The organism is Salmonella sp. SJTUF14076 (assembly GCF_015534835.1).
Taxonomy (GTDB): domain Bacteria; phylum Pseudomonadota; class Gammaproteobacteria; order Enterobacterales; family Enterobacteriaceae; genus Salmonella; species Salmonella enterica.
In genome coordinates this window covers 3,620,673-3,643,470 of record NZ_CP064674.1, presented here as the reverse complement: position 1 = coordinate 3,643,470, position 22,798 = coordinate 3,620,673, and the positions used below count along the sequence as shown (strand labels likewise).

The following is a 22,798-nucleotide window of genomic DNA, read 5'->3' as shown; positions in this document are numbered from 1 at the left end:
TCATTACTCTCAGTGGGTTAAGCCGTGTTCAGGTTCAAAAATCATGCCGGTCACCGGACGGTCATGCATGGCTTTACCTGCCCAGGCCGTCCAGCCAAGCCGCTGCGCGCCGCCGATCACCGCAGGCGGTGCGGCATGAGGCTTCAACTGCAGCTCAATTTCCCAGCAATATTCAAAACCGATGAACGTACGCACCAGTTCTGTCAGCACGGGCAGATTGTTGCCGCCGGGCAGAAAACGCAGGTAATCCTCCAGCGTGAGCGGGCCGATAATGAGCCGGAATTTGTACTGCATATCCGGTACGGCCTGGCCGATAAGCGCCCCGTTGCCCAGCACCGAAGACTGCGCGGGCGTGCCCAGACGGGTGATTTCATCGTTCGCCACCGTTATCCAGTGCAGGGCGAACTCTTTCACCGCAAAAGGTACGCTGAAATAGTGTGCCAGCGTGGCGGCCAGCCCGTCAGGATTGCGCGATTCGCGTACCAGATGGGCGGAGGCTGCCAGGCGAACATGATCTGACAGCGGGCTTTCGGCGCTTTCCCGTAGATCCTGCCCGCTGAGACTGGCGATATAAAACGCAAAACGGTCGTGTTCCGGTTTGTCCAGCCCGCCACCAGCGGACTGGGCGCTGCGCCATGCCTGCCAGAACTGCGTCAGCCAGCGGTGGTGAAAAATATTGGAAAAATGAACCAGCGTCGGATCGTGACGACTCTCTGAGCGGTTTAGCGCCAGCTCGGTATAGTGCAGCGGCAACGGGCCGTTTGGCCCCCATAGTCCGAGGCTGTACAGGCTCAGGTGCAGGCGTCCATCCTGCCAGCTGACCTGGGCGATTTCCCGTGGCGCAAAGGTCATCGTCGGCGTCTGCCCCAGACGGAATTTTTCCATCCGTGGCTGCCAGATACTGCCTGCCGGAGTATCACAGAGCTGGGCATCCACGCGCCGCATCAGGTTCAGGAATCCGTAACGCCAGGGGGTTTTCTGCGCCTGGTCGAGAGCGCCGGTCATACGCTCCCCCGTTGCCCGGTTCTGACCGGCCAGGTCATGACATGCCCGCGTTGCATCGAGTGCAGCGTCATCTGCGAGAAGGTATTAATGGAAACATGGCGGGCAATATAGTGTTCCAGCACCAGACCGAACAGGTAAGGACTGATACCGGAAAATCCTTCTTCGTCCACGGTCAGTTCGCAACTGACGCCCCGGCCATAGACCAACAGGCCGGAGCCGGGCAGGCGGCGGGTCACCGGGGTGGTTTTGCAGCCAATCAGGCTGCGCACCTGGCGCGACTGCGGGCTGTCGTGAGCCGGGATAAACAGATTCAGCAGATCGCGCAGTGCCTGGCCGCCGGTGCGGTGATCCAGATCGGCCAGCGGCAGATAATTAAACGACAACTGCCGGATCAGCCGCCAGGCCATTTCGCGTTCAGCCAGCGGCGGCTGCGGCGGGCGCGGCGGTCTGATAAGACCCACGCCCGCCACCGGAATCGCCGCATCAACGGTCAGATCATCCCGGCCATTACGTGGAATAAGGCAGGGCAGATCGCGGTTAGTCACCATTGCCGTGACGGTGATATGGCGCAGATTTTCCGGGTAGGGCGCTTCATGCTGATCAACCAGCGACAGGAAGACTTCCGAGCCGGTATAGAGGGTTCGGGTGCCATAGCGGCGGGCGTTTTCTGACGAGCGGCGCGGTTCACGACGCAGTGAAAAATAACGCCCGTGGTTGCCTTCGTCATTATTACGGGTGTGATACAGCGGACGAAAAATCATCTTCCGTGTGGTTTCCGCTTCCAGGCCTTCGACTTCCTGAACAGAAAACACCTCGTAATCCAGCGGACGGGTACGATCCACCACCAGATGCTGTTCCGTCACGCTGTGAGTGACTTCAATCCGGGTGGTGGTGCGAGGAAACAGGTTGATCACCGGCGTACAGAACAGGCTGAACTGTGCAGCGTCCGTCTGATGAATCAGCCAGTCCGGCGGCAGGCGGTTAAGCAGTATGACAATTTCCGCCACATTGCCCTGCACCTTTTGTAACCCGGCAGACAATTCGGTCGGGGTGAAGAAGTAAAACCGTTCCGGACAGGCGAAAAATTCATGCAGCAGATTATGCCCATGAAACACGTTCCAGGCGAGCGGCAGCAGCCCCTGCCCTGGCTCCAGCCCTTCGTGCGCCACCGGGTGTTGAAGATTCACATTCAGTTCGCCGTCAAAGTGACCGGGTTCTCCGGCCAGTGTGGCGACGGCGCTGGTATGTAGCAGCTCAAACAGGTGTGACGCAATGCGTTCTTCGCCGCAGAGGTAAAAGGGCAGCCGTGCCGGACCGGCCAGCTCGCTGAAAGTCAGTTCCCCGAAGGTTCGCAGGGTGATGCGCAATGCCCCGGCGACATGAATATTAGGCGGCAGATAGCGGTGCAGGGCGGGCATATCCGGCGGCGCGGCGGTCAGGCGTACCTCCTCGATGGACAGCGGCCACAGCGTGACGTCCTGGCTGCTGCGAAACTGGCAGGCGGTATTTTCGCCTTCCGGGATGGGGGAAACGAACGCGGTATCGCGCGGCACGGTGACCCCTTTCGCCAGGTCGCCTTCCTGCGTATCGGGATACAGCTTTACCACTGCCATCGATGGCGTGGGGGTGACGTAATTGGGGCTGACGACTTCCAGTAACCGCTGTGTGAAGCGGGGAAATTCGGCGTCAATTTTTAGCTGAGTGCGGGCGCTCAGAAAGCTGAACGCCTCGATCATGCGTTCCACATACGGGTCGGCAATATCGGTTCCCTGCATCCCCAGTCGGGCGGCAATTTTGGGATGGAGGGTGGCGAACTCAGCACCGGTCTCCCGCAGGTAGCTCAGTTCGCGGTTGTAATACTCCAGTAGCCGTGGATCCATGAATAATGCCCTGTATTAAAAGAACGTAATGCGGCTCAGCTCCATATCCAGCGCGCTGCGTACCAGAAACTCCGTGGGATACGGCTGCGTCAGAATTTGTCCGCGAATTTCAAACTGTAGCGTGTTATAGCTACCCTGCCGGGTTTTATCGAGCAATGGCGTGACCCTGAGTGTGGCGGCGTTCAGCCGGGGTTCGAAACGGATAATGGCGCGCCGGATCGCCTCGCTGATATCGTCCCACTTATGCTCATACATAAAGCTGCCCGCCAGCGGCGGCAGGCCATAGTTGAGCACTGACGCCGCCGCCTGCGGATAGCGCCGGGCGTCGATGTCACCCTCGTGGCTAATGGTATTGAGCAAAAAGGAGAGATCCCGACGAATGATCTCCTTCAGTTGTACCGGCGTGACGCTGATATCCCGGTCAATTTTCTGATACGGAGCATTGTCACACAGCCGATCAAACAGCGTAGGCAGCAGGTGGTTAGCGGGTGTAAAACGAGACGTGCTCATGCGCCATCGTTTTCCTGAGCATGAAAGGTACAATGGGCCATGTCCAGCAGGCTGATATCGCCGTGGCTGGTCAGCCACACTTTCTGCCCCAGCGCTCGCACGGTGGTTTCGCCGGGGCCGTCCTGCCAGGCGGTTTCCCGGCACAGACGCAGGGCGTCAGATGCACTTTCCGAACCGCTGTAACGGGTAAAGAGCCAGGCGCCGTGCGTATCGCCATTCATCAGGGTGATATTAACGGGTTTCCACAGCAGATCGGTCAGGCGCGTCGGTTGCGGCGATTCCAGCGAGCGTATTTGCGAAAACGGTAGCCAGATATACACGCCGCCGGTGACCAGCTCAAGTACCGGGCCAAGGCGGGAATCGCTGTCGCTCGCCCAGTCAAATGCGCCGCCGTTCCACTGTCCGCCAGTATCTGTTATGGCTTCCAGTGCGGTATTACGGTGTTTATCAACCTCACCGATATCGTCATGACAGGCGAGTGCCGCCAGCAGTGACTCCACCCAAACGGGCTGCGGCAGAAGAAAACCTGGTCGTTGTTCACCCTGAAAAACGGTGTGGCGGAACATTTCGCAGCGAACCAGCTCCCGGTACAGCCGGGCCTCCTGGGTATAATTGGCCTCCATCCTGGCACATAGCTGAAGCTGGTGTAGCGCCCGCGACCAGTCTCCGGCCACACACAGCAACTGAAACAGGCTGTGGCGGCAGAGCGCCTTCGCCGGATTTTCCCGAACCTGCTGCTCCGCCATCTGAATCCCCTCCGCAATAGAGTATTCCTGTAGCAGCGCGGACAGGGTAGCAGGAAGCGTGTCAGTTTTTTTCATGGGCGGTATTTCCATTTTTCTGTGTCGGAGTGATTCGGTAGTGGCTATCGATGCCAATAATACGATGCTCGCGGCGGGTCAGATCGGGCAGTATCTCGCTATGTGCGGTTTTCCCCCCCAGTTCCGGCGAGAGCAGTTGTAGGATATCGGGCATTGATTCCATCGCCAGCCAGTGCATTTCACCCTCACCGGTCGTGTCCAGCGTATCCAGAATGGCATCAATACCGGGCGCGCCTGCCACCATATCCTGTAACGTGTCGGTGTCGCCCTTTTTATCGTATAACGACGTCAAATCCTGGGTGACAGCGTCTTCATTTCGGGGAAACGGTTTATCACGGAGGGGCTTTTCCTGCCCGGAGGGCCGCAATGCCTGCTGATATTCCTGGTAAAGCTGGTGTAGCGTGCTATCCGCTTCATGGCCAGTGTAAGAGGATGCGGTTTCCCGGACGGGAATAATATCGAACGGGTTCTGCGGATTGAGCTGTTGTTGTTTAAACCAGTCCAGATCCAGGTACTCAGCAACGGATTCAGCTGACTGAACCAACTGAGGAAACGAAACATCGGGACGGGACTCATCATTGGTGCGGGCAAGGCACCAGGATGACAGACCCCATTCAATCGTATCTCCATCATTCAGCCGCATACGGTGATGAGGTTCCATCACCTGCTCATTGACGGCACAGCACAGTTCATCAGAGTGATTAACAATCCACCACGCCTCTTCGTGGCGAACAAGACTGAGCGCGATATCGTCTTTCCCATGTTGCTCAAAAAGCGGAATGTAGGGGGCGGCGGCAGTAAATACGATGTATGTCCCTGCGGGATACTGTGCGTTATCCGTTATACCCTGCGACTGTATTTTCCGTAATTCCCACATGTCTTGTTTCATTATGTCCCTTAAATGTATTTATTTTTCTGGAGGAAACGTTTAGGGAGTTTTAATTCATAAATAATTTTAACTAAATTCATAGAGAGTCATTATTGATGACACCCTTTTTATTATTTTCGTCGTGAATGCATTGTTGTATGCATAGATGTCTTTTTTGAAATATTATTTCTTTTAATTCTGCAATTGCGATTTTTATCTTGCTGTTAATTGATTATTTAATATTAACGGCTTAGTTGCTAATTAGTCCCTGATCTGTATCATTGTTTTGTTTCGATATTTTTTCGAGGCTATCAATAAAGAATTGTTTATATATTTATATGCATTGATGCATTATTTTTATGAATTTTTATGTCACAAGGCATAACACATGGAAACTCCTGTTTCACGCAGTGCGTTGTATGGAAAACTGGCCGGCCCACTATTCCGGTCGCTGGAATCGGCAACGGCATTTTGCAAACTACGCTCTAATCCCTGGGTTGAGCTGACTCACTGGCTGCACCAGTTAACACAGCAGCCCGATAACGATATTCTCCACGTTCTTCGGCATTACCAAATCCCTCTTTCTGATGTGGAGAAAGTGTTACTCCGGCAACTGGATATGCTGCCCGCCGGGGCCAGCGCCATCAGTGATTTTTCTCACCATATCGATCTCAGCGTTGAAAAGGCCTGGATGCTGGCGAGCGTCCGTTACGGCGATAACAAAATTCGCAGCGGCTGGTTGCTGCTGGCCTTGTTGACCACGCCAGAACTGCGTCGGGTACTGAGCAGTATCTGCGCGCCGCTGGCCACGCTTCCGGTTGATGAACTGACGGAAATACTGCCCTCGTTGATCGAAACATCGCCGGAAGCGCAGGAGCGCCCTTACGACGGCTCCGGCCTGGCGTCAGCCATTCCCGGCGAAAGCAGCCAGGCGATTCCCGGCGGTGTGCAGGACGGTAAATCCGCGCTGGCGAAATACTGTCAGGACATGACGGCACAGGCGCGCGACGGCAAAATCGACCCGGTGACGGGGCGTGAGCATGAAATCCGCACCATGACGGATATTCTGCTGCGCCGTCGCCAGAATAATCCCCTACTGACTGGTGAGGCGGGCGTCGGGAAAACGGCGGTCGTCGAAGGTTTTGCCCTCGCGATTGCGCAGGGGGAAGTGCCGCCCGCGCTGCGGGAAGTACGGCTGCTGGCGCTGGACGTTGGCGCTCTGTTGGCCGGAGCCAGCATGAAAGGCGAGTTTGAATCGCGTCTGAAAGGGTTACTGGAAGAGGCCGGGCGCTCGCCGCAGCCGGTTATTCTGTTTGTCGATGAAGTCCACACTCTGGTGGGCGCGGGCGGCGCATCCGGCACGGGCGATGCCGCTAACCTGCTGAAACCGGCGCTGGCGCGCGGCACCCTGCGGACTATCGGCGCCACCACCTGGAGTGAATACAAGCGCCATATTGAGAAAGATCCGGCGCTGACCCGTCGTTTTCAGGTGTTGCAGATTGCCGAGCCGGAAGAGATCCCCGCAATGGAAATGGTGCGTGGTCTGGTGGATACGCTGGAAAAACACCATAACGTACTGATTCTGGATGAGGCGGTACGTGCGGCGGTACAGCTTTCTCACCGCTACATTCCCGCCCGGCAGTTGCCGGATAAGGCCATCAGCCTACTGGATACCGCCGCGGCCCGCGTGGCGCTGACGCTGCACACGCCGCCTGCCAGCGTACAGTTCCTGCGCCAGCAGCTAAAAGCGGCGGAAATGGAACGGTCGCTGTTGCAGAAGCAGGAAAAAATGGGGATTCAGTCAGATGAGCGGCGCGATGCGCTGACGGCGCGAATTTTCTCGCTCAACAATGAACTGACTGCATCCGAATCCCGCTGGCAGCGGGAGCTGGAACTGGTACATACGTTGCAGGAACTGCGTGTCGCAGAGTCTGATGCTGATGACAAAACCACGCTGCAACAGGCCGAAACGGCGCTAAGGGAGTGGCAGGGCGACGCGCCGGTGGTGTTCCCGGAAGTCAGCGCGGCGGTGGTCGCGGCGATTGTCGCCGACTGGACCGGTATTCCTGCCGGGCGCATGGTGAAAGATGAGGCCAGTCAGGTGCTGGAACTGCCTGCCCGACTGGCGCAACGCGTTACCGGGCAAGACGGTGCGCTGGCGCAGATTGGTGAACGTATTCAGACCGCCAGGGCGGGACTGGGCGATCCACGCAAACCGGTGGGCGTGTTTATGCTGGCCGGGCCGTCCGGTGTCGGTAAAACCGAAACCGCGCTGGCGCTGGCGGAGGCTATCTACGGCGGTGAGCAGAACCTGGTAACCATCAATATGAGCGAGTTCCAGGAGGCTCACACCGTTTCCACGCTGAAAGGCGCGCCCCCCGGCTATGTGGGCTATGGCGAGGGTGGTGTGCTGACGGAAGCGGTGCGTCGCCACCCCTGGAGTGTAGTGCTGCTCGACGAGATCGAAAAAGCGCACCATGACGTCCACGAACTCTTCTATCAGGTGTTTGACAAGGGTGGGATGGAGGACGGCGAGGGTACACATGTCGATTTCAAAAACACCACGCTATTACTCACCACCAACGTGGGTTCCGACCTCATCAGCCAGATGTGTGAAGATCCGGCTTTAATGCCCGACGCTACGGGGCTTAAAGAGGCGCTAATGCCAGAATTACGCAAGCATTTCCCGGCGGCATTTCTGGGCCGCGTGACGGTGATCCCTTACCTGCCGCTGGACGAAACGTCGCGTGGCGTGATTGCCCGTCTGCACCTTGACCGGCTGGTGGCGCGGATGAGTGAACAGCACGGCGTGACGCTGACGTATAGCGAGGAACTGGTCGCACATATTGTGGCGTGCTGTCCAATGCATGAAACGGGCGCGCGGTTGCTGATTGGCTACATCGAACAGCACATTCTGCCACGACTGTCGCGCTACTGGTTGCAGGCCATGACGGAAAAAGCCGCGATCAGGCAGATTGATATCGGCGTTAATGGTGATGAGCAGATTGTTTTTGAGATCGTTTGCTGAAACCGGCCGTTCGAAGTGTCCGTAGTGCGATTTTAAAAACTGTACCGGTATACCGCTCCCCTTGCGGCAACCAGTTGACTAAAAAGGAAATGAAGGATTATGGCTATCAACAATAGCGCGCAGAAATTCATCGCGCGCAACCGCGCGCCGCGCGTGCAGATTGAATATGACGTAGAGATTTACGGTTCCGAGAAAAAAATCGAGCTGCCGTTCGTGATGGCGGTGCTGGCCGATCTGGCCGGGAAACCGCGTGAAGAACTGCCGCCGGTGACGGATCGCAAATTCCTCGATATTGATATTGATAACTTCAATGAGCGCATGAAAGCCATTGCGCCGCGCGTGGCGTTCGCTGTGCCGAATACGCTGACGGGTGAAGGTCAGTTGATGGTCGATATCACCCTGGAAAATATGGACGACTTTTCGCCGGCACAGATTGCCCGCAAGGTGGACGCCCTGAACCAGTTACTGGAAGCCCGCACTCAACTGGCGAACCTCCAGACCTACATGGATGGCAAGGCGGGGGCGGAAAATCTGGTCAATAAATTGTTGCAGGACCCGACCCTGCTGAAAACGCTGGCGAATGCGCCGAAACCGGCCGCTGCGCAGGAAGGTGTGCCAGCGAGAGACGCTGAATCAGCGGAATAATGTCGAATTTTTAAGGAATTTTCATGGCAAACAGTAATATGCAGGCAACCGACGCGGTTGCTCAGGATACCGTCTCCGCATCCGGTGAATTTGATGCGTTGCTGAATCAGGCCTTCCGACCCAAGACTACCCAGGCGGCAAAAGCCGTGGAAGCCGCGGTGCAGACGCTGGCGCAACAGGCGCTGGCGAACACGATCACAGTCAGCGATGATGCTTATAAAAGCATCAGCGCTATTATTGCGCAGATCGACTTTAAACTGACCGAACAGATCAAACTGATCCTGCAACATCCCGACTGGCAGAAGCTGGAATCCTCGTGGCGCGGTATGGAGCATTTGGTTTACAACACCGAGACCGACGAAAAGCTGAAAATCCGCTTCATGAATCTGTCAAAAGATGAATTGCGGCGCAACATGAAGCGTTACAAGGGCATCGCCTGGGATCAAAGCCCGATGTTCAAGAAACTGTATGAAGCCGAATACGGCCAGTTAGGTGGCGAACCTTATGGCTGTATCATTGCGGATTACTACTTCGACCATACACCGCCCGATGTGGATCTGCTCGGCTCTATCGCCAAAGTCGCCGCGTCGGCCCATGCGCCGTTTATTGCCGGGGCTTCCCCCTCGGTACTGCAAATGGACTCCTGGCAGGAGCTGGCGAATCCCCGCGACCTGACCAAAATCGTCACCCAGAACCTGGAATATGCGCCGTGGAACTCGCTGCGGGCTAGCGAAGACTCCCGTTATATTGGCCTGACGATGCCGCGTTTTCTTGCCCGCCTGCCGTATGGCGCAAAAACCAACCCGGTGGACGAGTTTGATTTTGAAGAAGATGCGGATGGTTCTGACCATACCAAATACGTCTGGAGCAACGCGGCCTACGCGATGGGCGTAAACATCAACCGTTCCTTCAAACACTACGGCTGGTGTACGTTGATTCGCGGTGTGGAATCAGGCGGTGCGGTGGAAAATCTTCCCTGCCATACCTTCCCGACTGACGATGGCGGCGTGGACATGAAATGCCCGACCGAAATCGCCATCTCTGACCGCCGCGAGGCTGAACTGGCGAAAAACGGTTTTATCCCGTTGATCCACCGTAAAAACTCAGACTATGCCGCCTTTATCGGCGCACAATCGCTGCAAAAACCACAGGAATACTACGATCCGGACGCGACGGCCAACGCCAACCTGTCCGCCCGTCTGCCGTACCTGTTCGCCTGCTCGCGCTTCGCTCACTTCCTCAAATGTATCGTCCGCGACAAAATCGGTTCCTTTAAAGAGCGCGAGGATATGCAGCGCTGGCTAAATGAATGGATTATGAATTACGTCGACGCCGATCCGGTTAACTCCTCGCAAGAAACTAAAGCCCGTCGTCCGCTGGCTGCCGCTGAAGTAGTGGTGGAAGAGGTGGAAGGCAATCCAGGTTATTACGACGCGAAATTCTTCCTGCGTCCGCATTTCCAGCTTGAAGGGCTGACGGGATCGCTGCGCCTGGTGACAAAACTGCCGTCAGTGAAGCAGGGCAATGCCTGATATATATTTTGTGAATGTTTAAGCGAGTGAAGTCAGAGAAGATAGAGAATATAAAGAGGGATATGAAGAAAAGAATTTCGTCTCGCCCACGGTCTCGTAAAGGTGGGGTACGTAATGATGACACATATCCGAATGCCAGTAACAATGCCGAAGCTTTTTATATCATTGAGTAGGAAATACATATTATGACCATAAGCCCAACTTTTCATCTGTTACCTGGTATTGTTCTGCTCTTTTCACAATATGCTGTAGCCTGGGAAGTCAGTTGTCCGGCTGTTATTGATACTCAGTCTTCTGCTGTGAGCCTGAAGTCTGATGTCCCAGCGCCGTGGCAGCTTTCTCCTCGATATATGTCGCGTTTATGGTTAAGTAGTATTGGGGTAACGCAGGGTAAACCTGAAAACCTGATGGATCTCAAACCAGAGACTAAAAAAGTAAACGGTGAAAATTGGTCTGTATGGGAAACAGAACGTGTTAGCGATAAAGAAACCGATCGCTATTGGGTTTCGTGTATTTATGGTCATGAACAGATATGGTTGACGCAACCAATACCTGCTTCTTCTACTCGCTGTAAGACTCATAATTTTGAGGGATCGCCAGAAGACCAGTCTGTATCTTTTATCTGTAATTAGCGATTTGAGACGTGAAAATTTCAGTACAGGTTATGGTTTTTATTATCGGAAGTTATGAAGCATTATTCATAAGCATTAAATAATGCAAATTCATAAAATAACTAAATACATTATCGGTACCGAAAAAAAATATACAGTCTTCTGTTCTCCTGAAGTTATTGGAGAAGGATTCTGTACGGCAATGATTTATCTATAAACAAAAAGATATAGATAAAATCAGGTTTATTTTAAGTAAAACTTAATAAGGATATAAAAATGGCTTATGACATTTTTTTGAAAATTGACGGCATTGATGGCGAGTCAATGGATGACAAACACAAAAATGAAATTGAAGTACTGAGCTGGCGCTGGAATATTCATCAGGAATCCACCATGCACGCCGGTAGCGGCCTCGGCTCCGGTAAGGTCTCCGTCACCAACCTGGATTTTGATCACTATATCGACCGCGCCAGCCCGAACCTGTTCAAATACTGCGCCTCCGGCAAGCACATTCCACAGGCCATTCTGGTTATGCGTAAGGCTGGCGGCAATCCGCTGGAGTACCTCAAGTATACCTTCACCGACCTGATTGTCGCCGTGGTTTCCCCGAGCGGCAGCCACGATGGTGAAATCGCCTCCCGTGAAACAGTAGAGCTTTCTTTCAGCACCGTGAAGCAGGAATACGTGGTGCAGAACCAGCAGGGTGGCAGCGGCGGCACCATCACCGCAGGCTACGACTTCAAGGCCAACAAAGAAATTTAACGGCTGTTTTTCCGGCCAGATGTTATGTCTGGCTGGTTTTATTGTTTTGATTTTAAAGGAATTTACAGTGAATAAATGGCGTAACCCCACTGGGTGGTTATGTGCGGTAGCTATGCCTTTTGCACTGCTCCTGCTTTCCGGATGCGGCAGTAGCGATGCGTTACCTGACCCCTAATCGCAGCGGCCTGGCCTGAGCGTGAAAGCGTTTTACAAGGTGAATTCTGACAATCAGAAGAAAGCGGCGTCCATGAAGATACGTGTTGAGAATTAATGACCTACACAGAATTTTTAGAGGGTAAGCAAAATGAACAGACCTTCATTCAATGCAGCGTGGCTAGCTTTTAGGAAGGTGAATCATTCCGTCGCTGATGTGGGTAGCATTATTGGTGGAAACGTTGGGAAAAATATAACTGGTGGTTATTTTCAAAATGCCTGCCCTATTCGAATGGGCTATGTTTTGAATGCGACAGGATTCCCAATAGCCCGTAACTCTCCGTATGCAAAGGTTAGTGGTGCCGATAATAAATTCTATATTTATCGAGTGAATGATATGATTGATCATCTTACTCATACTATGGGCAAGCCCGATCTTATTGTTAATAATCCGAAACAGAGTGACTTTATAGGGAAGAAAGGAATTATCGTAGTAAAAGGGCATGGCTGGAGCAATGCCAGAGGACACGTTACATTATGGAATGGCAGTATCTGTTCAGATCAGTGCCACTTATTAAATGACCCAGATAATGGACCATTTGTTCCTGAAGTTGGGACTCTGTGGATACTGCCGTGAAATGGTTAATATTAGTTACTTTCAGCATAAGTGGAATGCTGGTATGGCAGCCATCCTTTGCACAAGAAGCATTGACCACACAATATTCACAGTCGGAACTCTTAAAAAACTGGGCGCTGAGTCATTGTCTGGCATTAGTATACAAAGATGATGTCGTTAAAAACGATGCCAGAGCTACGGCCAGTGCTTACCTTGAATATGGTAAACAATCTGTGGAGATTTACCATGAAATTGATGAGATTGCGAAAAAATATTCAGGGTTGAAATATAACGGTTCGATATCATCAGATTTTAATACCATGAAGTGCATAGATTTTATCCATGACAGGGAATTAAATGAATTAATTAAAAGGCGTGTCGAGAAGTAAAATTCAAAGATATTAAAAGCATACGTTCTCTTGCTCTGATGAATTTATGGGTAAGAAAGAGCTGTACAGGAATAGTTAATCTGTTCACCTAATAAAGCAGATAAATCAGGGCTTAATTTAGGTAGTTAAAAGGATAGTAGATATGTCTTATGACATTTTTCTGAAAATTGACGGCATTGACGGCGAGTCAATGGATGACAAACACAAAAATGAAATTGAAGTACTGAGCTGGCGCTGGAATATTCATCAGGAATCCACCATGCACGCCGGTAGCGGTCTCGGTTCCGGTAAGGTCTCCGTCACTAATCTTTCATTTGAACATTACATCGATCGCGCCAGCCCGAACCTGTTCAAATACTGCTCTTCCGGTAAGCATATTCCGCAGGCCATTCTGGTTATGCGTAAGGCTGGCGGCAATCCGCTGGAGTACCTCAAGTACACTTTCACAGATCTGATTATTGCAATGGTATCGCCCAGCGGAAGCCAGGGAGGGGAAATTGCGTCTCGCGAATCAATTGAACTCTCCTTCAGCACCGTGAAGCAGGAATACGTGGTGCAGAACCAGCAGGGTGGCAGCGGCGGCACCATCACCGCAGGCTACGACTTCAAGGCCAACAAAGAAATTTAACGGCTGTTTTTCCGGCCAGATTTATATCTGGCCGGATTTATTATTTTGATTTTAAAGGAATTTACAGTGAATGAATGGCGTAACCCCACTCGGTGGTTATGTGCGGTAGCTATGCCTTTTGCACTGCTCCTGCTTTCCGGATGCGGCAGTAGCGATGCGTTACCTGACCTCGAATCACAGCGACTCGACCTGAGCGTGAAAGCCTCCGATAAGGTGAATCCTGACAATCAGAAGAAGGCCGCGCCCATTGAGATACGTATGTATGAACTAAAAAATGACGCCGCTTTCACGACAGCTGATTACTGGTCGCTCCATGACAACGACAAATCCGTCCTTACCGACGATTTAGTGCGTCGCGACAGCTTTATTTTGCGTCCCGGCGAAGAGAAAAAACTGCGTCGCCCGCTGAATGCGCAGACCACGGCAATCGGCGTACTGGCCGGATACCGTAACCTGGCCAAATCGGTCTGGCGGGTAACCTACAAAATCCCGGAAGCCCCGGAAAAAGCCTGGTACAGCAGCTTCATACCGGGGAAAGGAAAAGTGCAGTTGGAGGCGGAACTGGAACAAAGCGCCATTGTAATTACGGAACGGGATAAATGAATTATGAGCTGGAATGACCGCGTAGTCTGGAGTGAAGGACAATTTTTACTGCCGCAGATGTTTCAGCAGCAAGAGCGTTATCTGGAACATGTCATGCATTACCGCAGCCTGCCGCTGACCCCCTTTTTCTGGGGATTCAGCCACTACAATATTGATGGCGAAGCGCTGAACATCGGTAAACTGATACTGAAAGAGGCATCAGGGATTTTTCCTGACGGCACGCCGTTTAACGCACCGGACCACACCCCGCTGCCGCCGCCGCTGACCATCCTGCCGGAGCACCTGAACCAGCAGATTTGTCTGGCGGTACCGGTACGCGCGCCGAACAGCGAAGAAACTACGTTTGACAATAACCCGGAATCATTGGCGCGTTTCTCGGTACATGAACACGACATCCGCGACGCCAACTCGCTGGGACGTGGCGCGCAGTTATTACAGCTCAGTCACCTGCGCCTGCGGCTGCTGCCGGAAAAGGCGGTGACGGGCACCTGGATTGGCCTGCCGCTGACCCGCATCACCGGGCTGAACCCTGACGGGCGGATAGATATCGACCACGACCTGATCCCGCCCATCATTAATTATCAGGCCAGTTCACTGATGTGTACCTGGCTGTCGTGGATCAACGATCTCATCCGGATGCGGGCCGATTCGCTGGCGGAACGGCTGACAGGCAGCGACAACCACGGCCATGAAGCAGCGGAGGTCTCCGATTACCTGCTGCTGCAAATTCTCAATCGCTTTGAGCCGCTGCTGACTCACCTGGCGAAAACCCCGCTGGCCCCGGAAGTGTTGTATCGCTACCTGTCCGAACTGGCCGGGGAACTCTCCACCTATGTGCGTCCACAAACGCGACGGCCCGCTGAATACAAAGAGTACAAACACCTGACGCCCTATGCCGGGTTGAAATCGCTGGTTGATGAGGTGCAGTTCCTGCTGAACGCGGTACTGATCCGGGGCGCGCAGCGCATCGAGCTGAAAGAGGGGACTTACGGCATCCTGAATGCGGTGGTGGCTCCTTCCGATCTTGCCGATTTCAGCACGCTGGTACTGGCGATAAAGGCTTCAATGCCGACCGATGTGCTACTGCAACATTTTGCCGCCCAGACCAAAATCGGGCCATCCGATCGCCTGCCGGAACTGATCCGCTCGCATCTGCCGGGGCTGGCTTTGCAGGTTCTGCCTGTACCACCGCGCCAAATCCCGTTTCAGGCCGGATACATCTATTACGACATCCGCCGCGAGGGAGCATTGTGGGAACACATTGCCCGTTACGGCGGGATGGCCATGCATACCGCCGGGGAATTTCCGGGGCTGGAGACAGAACTGTGGGGAGTGCGCGATAAATGACAGACAGTACCCTGACGCCGCCAGCGGCGGACATGATGTCCTTTTTGTCCACCACGCCGGAGCATAAGGACAGTGAATATGAAACGCCGGTACACACCAGCCAGCGCACGGAACTCAATGTCATCGTTGAAGACGGTCCGGACAGCAAACTTCGGCTGGCTGAAATCAGCGCGGCGGCTAACCCGTTGCTCGCCGCTGCACGGCCTTTATTGTGCGCTCTCGCAGCCATGCCCGCTAAACTAGATGCGGCCCTGGTAGAGCCTTACCGTAATCTGTTGGTACGCGAGATGCATCTGTACCAGACATTATGCGATCAGGCGAACCTGCGGCGCGAGCACGTACTGGCGGTACGTTACTGCCTGTGTACGGCGCTTGATGAAGCCGCTAATAACACAACCTGGGGACGGCGCGGCGTCTGGGCCGGAAAAAGCCTGCTGGTAACATTTCATGGTGAAAGCGAAGGCGGGATAAAACTTTTCCAGATCATCGGGCGTCTGGCGGCCAGCTTCCAGGAGCATGGCAACGTACTGGAGGTTATCTACCACCTGCTGGGGTTGGGATTTGAAGGCCGCTACAGCGTGCAGCCAGACGGGCGTAAGCAACTGGACAATATTCGCCAGCAACTGCTGACACAGCTTTCACAGCGTCGCGATCCGGTTATGCCCGCGCTCTCGCCTGACTTTCAGGGGGCGATAAGCGGACGACTGCGGCGGATGCGCCGGGTGCCGGTCTGGCTGAGCGCCGGGATAGCCCTGTTGGCGATGCTGACGCTGTTTGGCCTTTACAGCCACCGGATGGATGTGCAGACCGTCACCGTACAACAGCATATTGATGCGATTGGTATAAAACTGCCGCCGCCGCCCGTGCCGGTTCATAAGCTGCGGCTGAAAATCCTGCTGGCAAACGAAATCGCCCGTGGCCTGCTGACCGTGGACGAAGATGACCAGCACAGTAGGGTGGTCTTCCGTGGCGACGCCATGTTTGTACCGGGACAAAAAACGGTGAGTGACGCAATCCGGCCAGTGATTAACAAAGCGGCGCGGGAAATCGCCCGCGTGGGCGGCGCAGTCACTGTAACGGGTCACACTGACAGCCAGCCCATTCATTCGGCTGAATTCCCATCCAACCTGGTGCTGTCGGAAAAACGGGCGGCGGAAGTTGCGGCGTTGCTGACCTCCGGCGGCGTACCTGCCGGACGGGTACATATCGTCGGCAAGGGCGATACGGTGCCGGTGGCGGATAACGGCAGTAAAGCCGGGCGGGCGAAAAACCGTCGGGTGGAAATTCTGGTAGTGGAGTGAATGAATGATAAAAAAATCGACCTATGATGTGTCTCATCATTCGGCAATATGTGGCGTGACGGGGGATTATTATCGGATCTCAGCGACATATCACATAAAACGATCTATCCGTGTTTTTTTGATCATTTTATGTTGTTTATTACCCGGTGGCGTTTTTGCCGGGTCCCTGATTAACGCAGGATTAATTTCCCCCGATAATGTCAACCTCAGTATACGGGATTTTCTGGGGTTTTATGCCAGTGATAACTTACAGGAAAAAGATAATACACTGATGTATGTGTTGGGGGTAGCGGATGCTACAGAAGGTAAGACGTGGTGTGGATATGGTCAGGTTGACAGTATAACAATAAACCATACTGTGCTGGCCTGGCTTGATCGGTACTCTGTGAAAAAGCCTGGTGCAAGAGCTTCGGTGCTGATAGAGGAAGCATTAGTTAAAAATTTCCCCTGTCAGGGGACTGAACCCTCCGTAAAAATTGCTTCCCGGTCATCTCCTGTGTTATCCCTGACGCCGGATGCGCTTAATCTTTCAGGTAATGACTTTTTTAAATTTTGGGTATCTGGTAATCAACTGGATAAACTCAGGGCGGGTATCTATCTGCTTGGCGTGGAGGATGCAACGGAGAAAAAACTGTGGTGTGGATACGCTTTATTTAAGACGCTAACATTAAATGAATTAGTCTATGTTTCTCTTAAAAATAAAACCAATGAGGAACTGAATTCTCGCGCGGCTGAACTTATCATAAATAAATTAATAGAGTATCCCTGTAATATATAAAATCATTCAAGTTGCATCAAGGCGGCAAGGGAGTGAATCCCCAGGAACGTACATTAGTTCGTGACTGGGGTGAGCGAGGAAAGCCAACGCACATGCAGCCTGAAGTATGACAGGTATACCCTGTGATAATGTTATCGCTGCCAGTTCAGATAAGTATTGGTGGTAAAGTCTTGGTAGTAAGGGATTGATATGTTTAAGATAATGGTCTGTCTGTTGGTGGGTATTCCTGCCATTTCTTATGCGCACGATTATGGGTGTGCTACGGTTGGAGCATCAATGGAGTCATCATTATTTGATGCCATAAAAAATGACCTGAATATAGATGTCGCTACTATTATAAAGGATAAAACAAAGGTAGAGATTCTTGATATCTCGCCTGTATCTAAGGTCTATGCAGAATCTCTGGCCAGGATGGATTATGAAAAAGATAAGGCCAAAAATAAAGTGGCAATATTAGATAAAAAATCCTATTTCGATAGTTATTATGAAAATCAGGTTAAATCTATCGTGGCAAAATATACCTATATTAACAAAGATAAAGAAAAAGATATTTTCATTGCATCCAGCTTCATGAATGCTGATGAGTGTTCTGTAAGATTTAATGGTTATATTACTTTATCCAGGGAATTTTAAAATATTGATTATTGGGTGGCGAGTCGAAATATAATGCAAAAATTTCTTAGTCTGCTTTTTTCCCGGCGCGCGCTGGCGGTTGTGGGCGTTCTGGTTCTGGCGCTGCTGGTCTGGTTTGTCGGGCCGCTGGTGTCATTTGATACCCTGCGCCCGCTGGCCTCCGTGGGTAGCCGGGTAGTGACCATTGCCCTGTTACTGATGCTGCTGGTACTGTGGCTGGTCAACTGGTCGATGAGTATCATCGGCATCAGTGTCCTGTGCCTGGCGATTGGCTTCGTCACACCGCTGCTGGCCCTGGGCGATGTCCATCCGTTTGCGCCGCTGTGGGTCCGCCTGACATTAATTGGTTTCATCCTGTTGGTGTATGCGCTGTACGGCCTGTACCGGCTGTGGCGTGCGCTGCGTATGGATGAACAACTGCTGCGTCGCTTCCTGCATCCGCGCGGGGAAGAGGTACCGGTGGCTGGCGAGATAAAAGCCGACCTGCGCACCGTCAACCATATTGTCACGCAGGCCATCCGGCAACTGCGGCAGTTGCGGGTGGACATGCCCGGCTGGCGTAAAATCTTCGAGGGGAAACGCTTTCTGTATGAGCTGCCGTGGTTCATGGTGGTCGGCAGTCCCGGTGACGGAAAAACCACGGCCCTGCTGAACACCGGATTGCAGTTCCCGCTGGCGGAGCAAATGGAGCAGACTTCGCGCATCCTGACAGTGCCGGGTGGCGGCACGCTACACTGCGACTGGTGGTTTACCAACGAAGCGGTGTTGATTGACACCGCCGGACGCTACGCCCGCCACGATGACGGCGGCGAAGTGAGCGCCGCGCAGCGTAACGCCGGAGAGTGGCAGGGGTTTCTCGGTCTGCTGCGTAAACATCGCCCCGGCGCGCCGCTTAACGGCGTGATCCTGACGCTAAACGTGGCGGATTTAACCGCACAGTCACCGGCGGAACGCCTGGCGGCCTGCGCCGCTCTGCGGGCGCGACTGGCAGAACTGCGCGAGACCCTGGGGATTCGCTTTCCGGTCTATCTGGTGGTCACCAAAATGGATTTGTTGCCGGGGTTCAGCGAGTATTTTCGCACGCTGACCAGCCATCTTCGCGCACAAATCTGGGGCTTTACGTTGCCGTACAGCCGCAGGCGAAAAACGGGCGACCCGCAGGCGCTGCATGCCGCCTGCGCGCAGGAGCTGGCGCGCCTGACGCTGCGGCTGGATCAGGGACTGGATACCCGGTTACAGGAAGAGTACGACCTTAAAAGCCGCCAGCGGCTGTATACCTTCCCGCGTGAGTTCGCCGCCCTCGGCGAGCCGTTGCTGGAGGCTATTGAACAGATCTTCCTCGATTCAAAATTCGATGCCACGCAACTGAATAACACGCTGCGCGGGGTGTTTTTCACCAGCGCCGCGCAGGCGCAGGCCGACGCCGTGGCCGACCAGTTGAGTATCTGGCAGCGCTTTGTCCGGGCGATAAAAACCGCCCGTGGCGAATCCTCCGCCTCTCTCCCACACGCTCTGCCGGACGGCAACCGCAGCTACTTCCTGCATGACCTGCTGACACAGTTTATTTTCCGTGAAGCGCACCTGGTGGAGCCAAACCTCCAGTGGGCCTGGCGTTACCGCCTGCTGCGCCTCGGCGGGCACCTGCTGGTACTGGTGCTGGCATTCCTGTTGTGGCAGGGGATGCAGACCAGCCAGCAGACCAACGGCGACTATCTGAATGAAATCAGCGCCCGCGCGACCCGGCTGGACGGTGATGTGAAAGCCTACACCGGTAAACCGGCGATGGCTCCCGTCCCGGCACTGCTGGACAGCGCAAGGGAACTGTCCGCCTGGCCGGAACTGGACCCGGACGCGCCGCCGCTGACCTGGCGCTACGGCCTGTACAGCGTACCGCCGGTAACCGACAGCGTGGCGTCGCTGTACAACCGCCTGCTGGATCAACTGCTGCTGCCGCCGCTGGTGAAACGGATGGAGTATGTGCTGGCGGACGCCATTGCCCGTCAGGACAGTAAAGCGGCCTACGATGCCCTGCGCATCTATCTGCTACTGAATCTGGATAAAGATCACGAAGATAAATACAACGCGGCGGAGATCCAGTCGTGGGTGATTAACGATCTGGGGAACAGCGACAGCGTGGCCGGGTTCGGCGGGCGCGCCGCCGTGCTGACGCATATCGAAGCGCTGTTTGACGGCAGCCGGGTGGTGCATTCACCGTATGAGAAAAATGAGGCACTGATCCGCCAGGCGCGGGCATTCCTCGACGGTCACACCAGTACCGAGCGTATCTATGCGCGGGCGCTGGCGGCAATGGAGAGCGAAGCGCCGCAGGAGTTCACGCTGGTACGCGCTGTGGGCGCGGATGCGGGAACGGTGTTTGTGCGTAGCAACGGCGCGCCGCTGGATCGGGGCGTGCCGGGTATTTTTACCCGTGAAGGTTACCGGGAGCTGTTCGACAAACGATTACCGGAATTTGTGGCGGCGGCGACGGCGAACGATGGCTGGGTGATGGGCCGGGAGAGTACGCCAAAAAAGCTGACTGACAGCCTGCGCAGCCAGATACCGGGGCAGGAGCAGTCTGTCGCCCGCGAAGTCCGCCGTTTGTACCTGACGGAATATGCCCGCCGCTGGCAGGATTTTCTGGACAGTATCCATAGTATCAACAGTGCCGGGGAAGAGGGCAGTTCCGGCCTGGCGTATGATTTACAGGTGCTGCGCACCCTGGCATCGCCGGACTCACCGCTGATGCGGCTGGGAAAAGCGGTGGTGGAGCAGACCACGCTGGTACCGCCGCCGGACCCGCAGGCCAGACAGAAACAGCTGGCGCAGCGCGCATCCGGTAACGCGGGGAAAGTGGTACAGACGGCAAAACTGTTCCAGGATATTCACCCGGAAGAACGGCTGGAAAAAACGCTGGTGGATGACCGTTTCGCCGCGCTGCGCGAGGTCATTGCCGGGCGGACGGACGGCGGACAGAGCGGCGGTGGGACGATGCAGATCGCTTCGCTGCTGACCATGCTCAACGAGTATTACACCCAACTGACCATTGCTGATAGCGCGCTGGCGGCGGGGACGTTGCCAGCGCGCATTACTGCCGCAGACAAGTTGCAACTGGAGGCGGCGAAACTGCCTGCGCCGCTGAAAAACATCCTGCTGGATCTGACGAAGCAGGGAACGCGCAAAATCAACGCCGGGACCGGCGACGTGCTGAACACCCAGATGGAGGCGATGATGGGCGACGACTGCCGTGACGCCATCGACGGGCGTTATCCGTTCGCCGACAGCCCGCAGGAGGTCAGCGCCGAGGACTTTAACCGCATCTTCGCCAGCGGCGGCGTACTGGATGCTTTCTGGAGCAAACAACTGGCTCCGCTGGCGGACACCGCCAGCGACCCGTGGCGCTACAAACCGACCGAAGGCAACATGACGTTGCAGGGGCCGGATTTAACGCCGTTTCAGCAGGCGAAGCAGATCCGCAGCGTATTTTTTAACAGCGAGGGCGGGAAAAAATTTTCCTGGTCGATGCAGATTAGCGTGGTGGATATGGACCCGGCCATCACGGAACTGGTGATTGATATCGACGGTCAGGTGCTGCGCTACGCCCATGGTCCGGACCGGCCCCTGAAAGTGACCTGGCCGGGACCGCGCAACGGCTCGATGGCGGAAATCACCGCCAGCCCGCGTATTCGCCAGGACACCTCAACGCTACTGACCGGCGGGCCGTGGGCGCTGTTTCATCTGCTGGACGCCGGAATGGTACAGGAAACGGCGGTGCGGGGGCGCCAATTGGTGGAATATGATTTTGACGGTCGCCGGGTGGTGCTGGAAATCACTGCCGGGCGGGATTTTAACCCGGTCAGCCGGGAGCTGTTGCAGAACTTCAGTTGTCCGGCGAGGGCGTTGTAATGCGCCGGCCAGCGGTGGTATCAGCCCCGGCGATGTTCGGCAGGCTGCCGGACCAGCGCGACTATGTGCGCTGGCGGGTTGGCGCTGAAGAGGGACGAATATGGCAGGACTGGCTGAACCGCCAGACATGGGTGGGCAGCGGGCGGCATATCGTGTTGCCGGAAGGCCAGACGACCGATGAAGAGCGTGACGGCTGGATGCACCTGTCGCCGCGTGGCGAACATGATATGCCCGCGCCGGAACACCATCCGCTGCCGTGGAGCTTTGTGATGTCGCCGGGATTTTTGCCGATGGGTGGGACGACTGACTGGCTGACCGGAGTGCTGATGGCGTCACGGGATAGCGTGGGACGCCCGTGGCCGCTGGTGATTTACCAGCGCTGCGGTCGGGAGTGGCTGGACGAGAGTTTGCAGGAGACGCAGGGCTGGCTGTACTGGCTGGCGAGGCTGGCGGCGCAGCATATCACGCCGGACACGATGCGCCGCGGGCGGCTGACGGAGCAGGTGGACCAGCTATGGGCGATGTGGCAGCCGGGGCCGTGGTGGGCGCAGTGGCTGCGCGGGTTACGACGTACATCGCAGCGCAGCCGGGAATTGACCGGGCTGCCGGATGAAGCACCGGTAGTAGAACTGCCGGGCGTGCGTTATCTGCCGTGGCCGGGCTGGCCGGGTAAGACGCTGGGGCAGGCAACACCGGGGCAAGGCTGGTTCTGGCAGCAGAACAGTGAAGGGCGGTATGTGGATGCGCTGCGACTGGCGGAGAAATAATGAACATGGTGGTTTTAA

General features: G+C 54.8%; 21 protein-coding genes and 1 pseudogene. 17 read left to right on the top strand and 5 right to left on the bottom strand.

The features are described 5' to 3' along the window. Positions 1 to 9: 9 nt before the first annotated feature. The 5 genes from tssG to tagK are packed head-to-tail and all read right to left on the bottom strand — an operon-like array spanning position 10 to position 5,105. Positions 10 to 1,005, bottom strand: coding sequence for a type VI secretion system baseplate subunit TssG (gene tssG, locus HU143_RS17735; RefSeq protein WP_000145239.1), 996 nt, complete (start codon positions 1,003 to 1,005; stop codon positions 10 to 12). Next, on the bottom strand, positions 1,002 to 2,885 hold the full coding sequence (gene tssF / locus HU143_RS17730) for a type VI secretion system baseplate subunit TssF (RefSeq protein ID WP_023227767.1): 1,884 nt from the start codon (positions 2,883 to 2,885) through the stop codon (positions 1,002 to 1,004). The genes tssG and tssF overlap by 4 nt, the downstream gene beginning before the upstream one ends. Before the next feature lie 15 nt (positions 2,886 to 2,900). Continuing rightward, positions 2,901 to 3,395, bottom strand: a complete 495-nt coding sequence (tssE, locus tag HU143_RS17725) for a type VI secretion system baseplate subunit TssE (RefSeq protein ID WP_000108007.1) — start codon at positions 3,393 to 3,395, stop codon at positions 2,901 to 2,903. Then, entirely contained in the window at positions 3,392 to 4,216 is an 825-nt protein-coding gene (locus HU143_RS17720; RefSeq protein ID WP_000750543.1) for a type VI secretion system accessory protein TagJ, read from the bottom strand. Before HU143_RS17720 ends, tssE begins: the two co-directional genes overlap by 4 nt. Then, positions 4,203 to 5,105, bottom strand: coding sequence for a type VI secretion system-associated protein TagK (tagK, locus tag HU143_RS17715; protein WP_023227768.1), 903 nt, complete (start codon positions 5,103 to 5,105; stop codon positions 4,203 to 4,205). The genes HU143_RS17720 and tagK overlap by 14 nt, the downstream gene beginning before the upstream one ends. 367 nt (positions 5,106 to 5,472) lie before the next feature. Here tagK and tssH point away from each other — a divergent pair, with 367 nt between their 5' ends. The 17 genes and pseudogenes from tssH to HU143_RS17630 all read left to right on the top strand — a co-directional run bounded on the left by tssH (position 5,473) and on the right by HU143_RS17630 (position 22,780). After that, a complete protein-coding gene (gene tssH / locus HU143_RS17710; RefSeq protein WP_023227769.1) occupies positions 5,473 to 8,112 on the top strand; it encodes a type VI secretion system ATPase TssH in 2,640 nt (879 codons plus the stop codon). 99 nt (positions 8,113 to 8,211) lie between these two features. After that, complete coding sequence (gene tssB / locus HU143_RS17705; RefSeq protein WP_023227770.1) at positions 8,212 to 8,757, top strand: type VI secretion system contractile sheath small subunit; 546 nt, start codon at positions 8,212 to 8,214, stop codon at positions 8,755 to 8,757. Between the two features lie 23 nt (positions 8,758 to 8,780). Then, positions 8,781 to 10,289, top strand: coding sequence for a type VI secretion system contractile sheath large subunit (gene tssC / locus HU143_RS17700; protein ID WP_000013884.1), 1,509 nt, complete (start codon positions 8,781 to 8,783; stop codon positions 10,287 to 10,289). A 14-nt stretch (positions 10,290 to 10,303) separates the two neighbouring features. Then, positions 10,304 to 10,462, top strand: a complete 159-nt coding sequence (locus tag HU143_RS17695; RefSeq protein ID WP_001584850.1) for a BPSL0067 family protein — start codon at positions 10,304 to 10,306, stop codon at positions 10,460 to 10,462. Positions 10,463 to 10,474: 12 nt separating this feature from the next. After that, on the top strand, positions 10,475 to 10,921 hold the full coding sequence (locus HU143_RS17690; protein ID WP_024148232.1) for an STY0301 family protein: 447 nt from the start codon (positions 10,475 to 10,477) through the stop codon (positions 10,919 to 10,921). Positions 10,922 to 11,176: 255 nt separating this feature from the next. Beyond that, a complete protein-coding gene (locus HU143_RS17685; protein WP_000312802.1) occupies positions 11,177 to 11,662 on the top strand; it encodes an Hcp family type VI secretion system effector in 486 nt (161 codons plus the stop codon). A gap of 67 nt (positions 11,663 to 11,729) precedes the next feature. Next, a pseudogene (locus HU143_RS24625) lies at positions 11,730 to 11,924 on the top strand (type VI secretion system lipoprotein TssJ); the annotation flags it as partial. A gap of 42 nt (positions 11,925 to 11,966) precedes the next feature. Next, entirely contained in the window at positions 11,967 to 12,452 is a 486-nt protein-coding gene (locus HU143_RS17675) for a type VI secretion system amidase effector protein Tae4 (RefSeq protein ID WP_001081544.1), read from the top strand. After that, the gene (locus tag HU143_RS17670; protein WP_000379146.1) at positions 12,437 to 12,820 is read left to right on the top strand and encodes a type VI secretion system amidase immunity protein Tai4; all 384 of its coding nucleotides are present in this window, start codon (positions 12,437 to 12,439) and stop codon (positions 12,818 to 12,820) included. Before HU143_RS17675 ends, HU143_RS17670 begins: the two co-directional genes overlap by 16 nt. Before the next feature lie 142 nt (positions 12,821 to 12,962). Beyond that, positions 12,963 to 13,448 (top strand): Hcp family type VI secretion system effector, encoded by a 486-nt coding sequence (locus HU143_RS17665; RefSeq protein ID WP_000119443.1) that lies wholly within the window; start codon positions 12,963 to 12,965, stop codon positions 13,446 to 13,448. Between the two features lie 66 nt (positions 13,449 to 13,514). Continuing rightward, the gene (tssJ, locus tag HU143_RS17660; RefSeq protein WP_023227772.1) at positions 13,515 to 14,051 is read left to right on the top strand and encodes a type VI secretion system lipoprotein TssJ; all 537 of its coding nucleotides are present in this window, start codon (positions 13,515 to 13,517) and stop codon (positions 14,049 to 14,051) included. A gap of 3 nt (positions 14,052 to 14,054) precedes the next feature. Further along, positions 14,055 to 15,398, top strand: coding sequence for a type VI secretion system baseplate subunit TssK (gene tssK, locus HU143_RS17655; RefSeq protein WP_023227773.1), 1,344 nt, complete (start codon positions 14,055 to 14,057; stop codon positions 15,396 to 15,398). Beyond that, positions 15,395 to 16,699 carry a type VI secretion system protein TssL, long form gene (tssL, locus tag HU143_RS17650; protein WP_000132483.1) on the top strand — a complete coding sequence of 435 codons (1,305 nt, stop codon included), beginning with the start codon at positions 15,395 to 15,397 and terminating at the stop codon, positions 16,697 to 16,699. Before tssK ends, tssL begins: the two co-directional genes overlap by 4 nt. Before the next feature lie 4 nt (positions 16,700 to 16,703). Then, positions 16,704 to 17,477, top strand: coding sequence for a Rap1a/Tai family immunity protein (locus HU143_RS17645; protein WP_023227774.1), 774 nt, complete (start codon positions 16,704 to 16,706; stop codon positions 17,475 to 17,477). Positions 17,478 to 17,678: 201 nt separating this feature from the next. Next, complete coding sequence (gene sciR / locus HU143_RS17640) at positions 17,679 to 18,110, top strand: Shiga-like toxin A subunit SciR (protein WP_023166851.1); 432 nt, start codon at positions 17,679 to 17,681, stop codon at positions 18,108 to 18,110. A gap of 33 nt (positions 18,111 to 18,143) precedes the next feature. Next, entirely contained in the window at positions 18,144 to 22,013 is a 3,870-nt protein-coding gene (gene icmF, locus HU143_RS17635; RefSeq protein ID WP_023227775.1) for a Type VI secretion protein IcmF, read from the top strand. Next, entirely contained in the window at positions 22,013 to 22,780 is a 768-nt protein-coding gene (locus HU143_RS17630; RefSeq protein ID WP_001254127.1) for a TagF domain-containing protein, read from the top strand. Before icmF ends, HU143_RS17630 begins: the two co-directional genes overlap by 1 nt. Positions 22,781 to 22,798 lie beyond the last annotated feature (18 nt).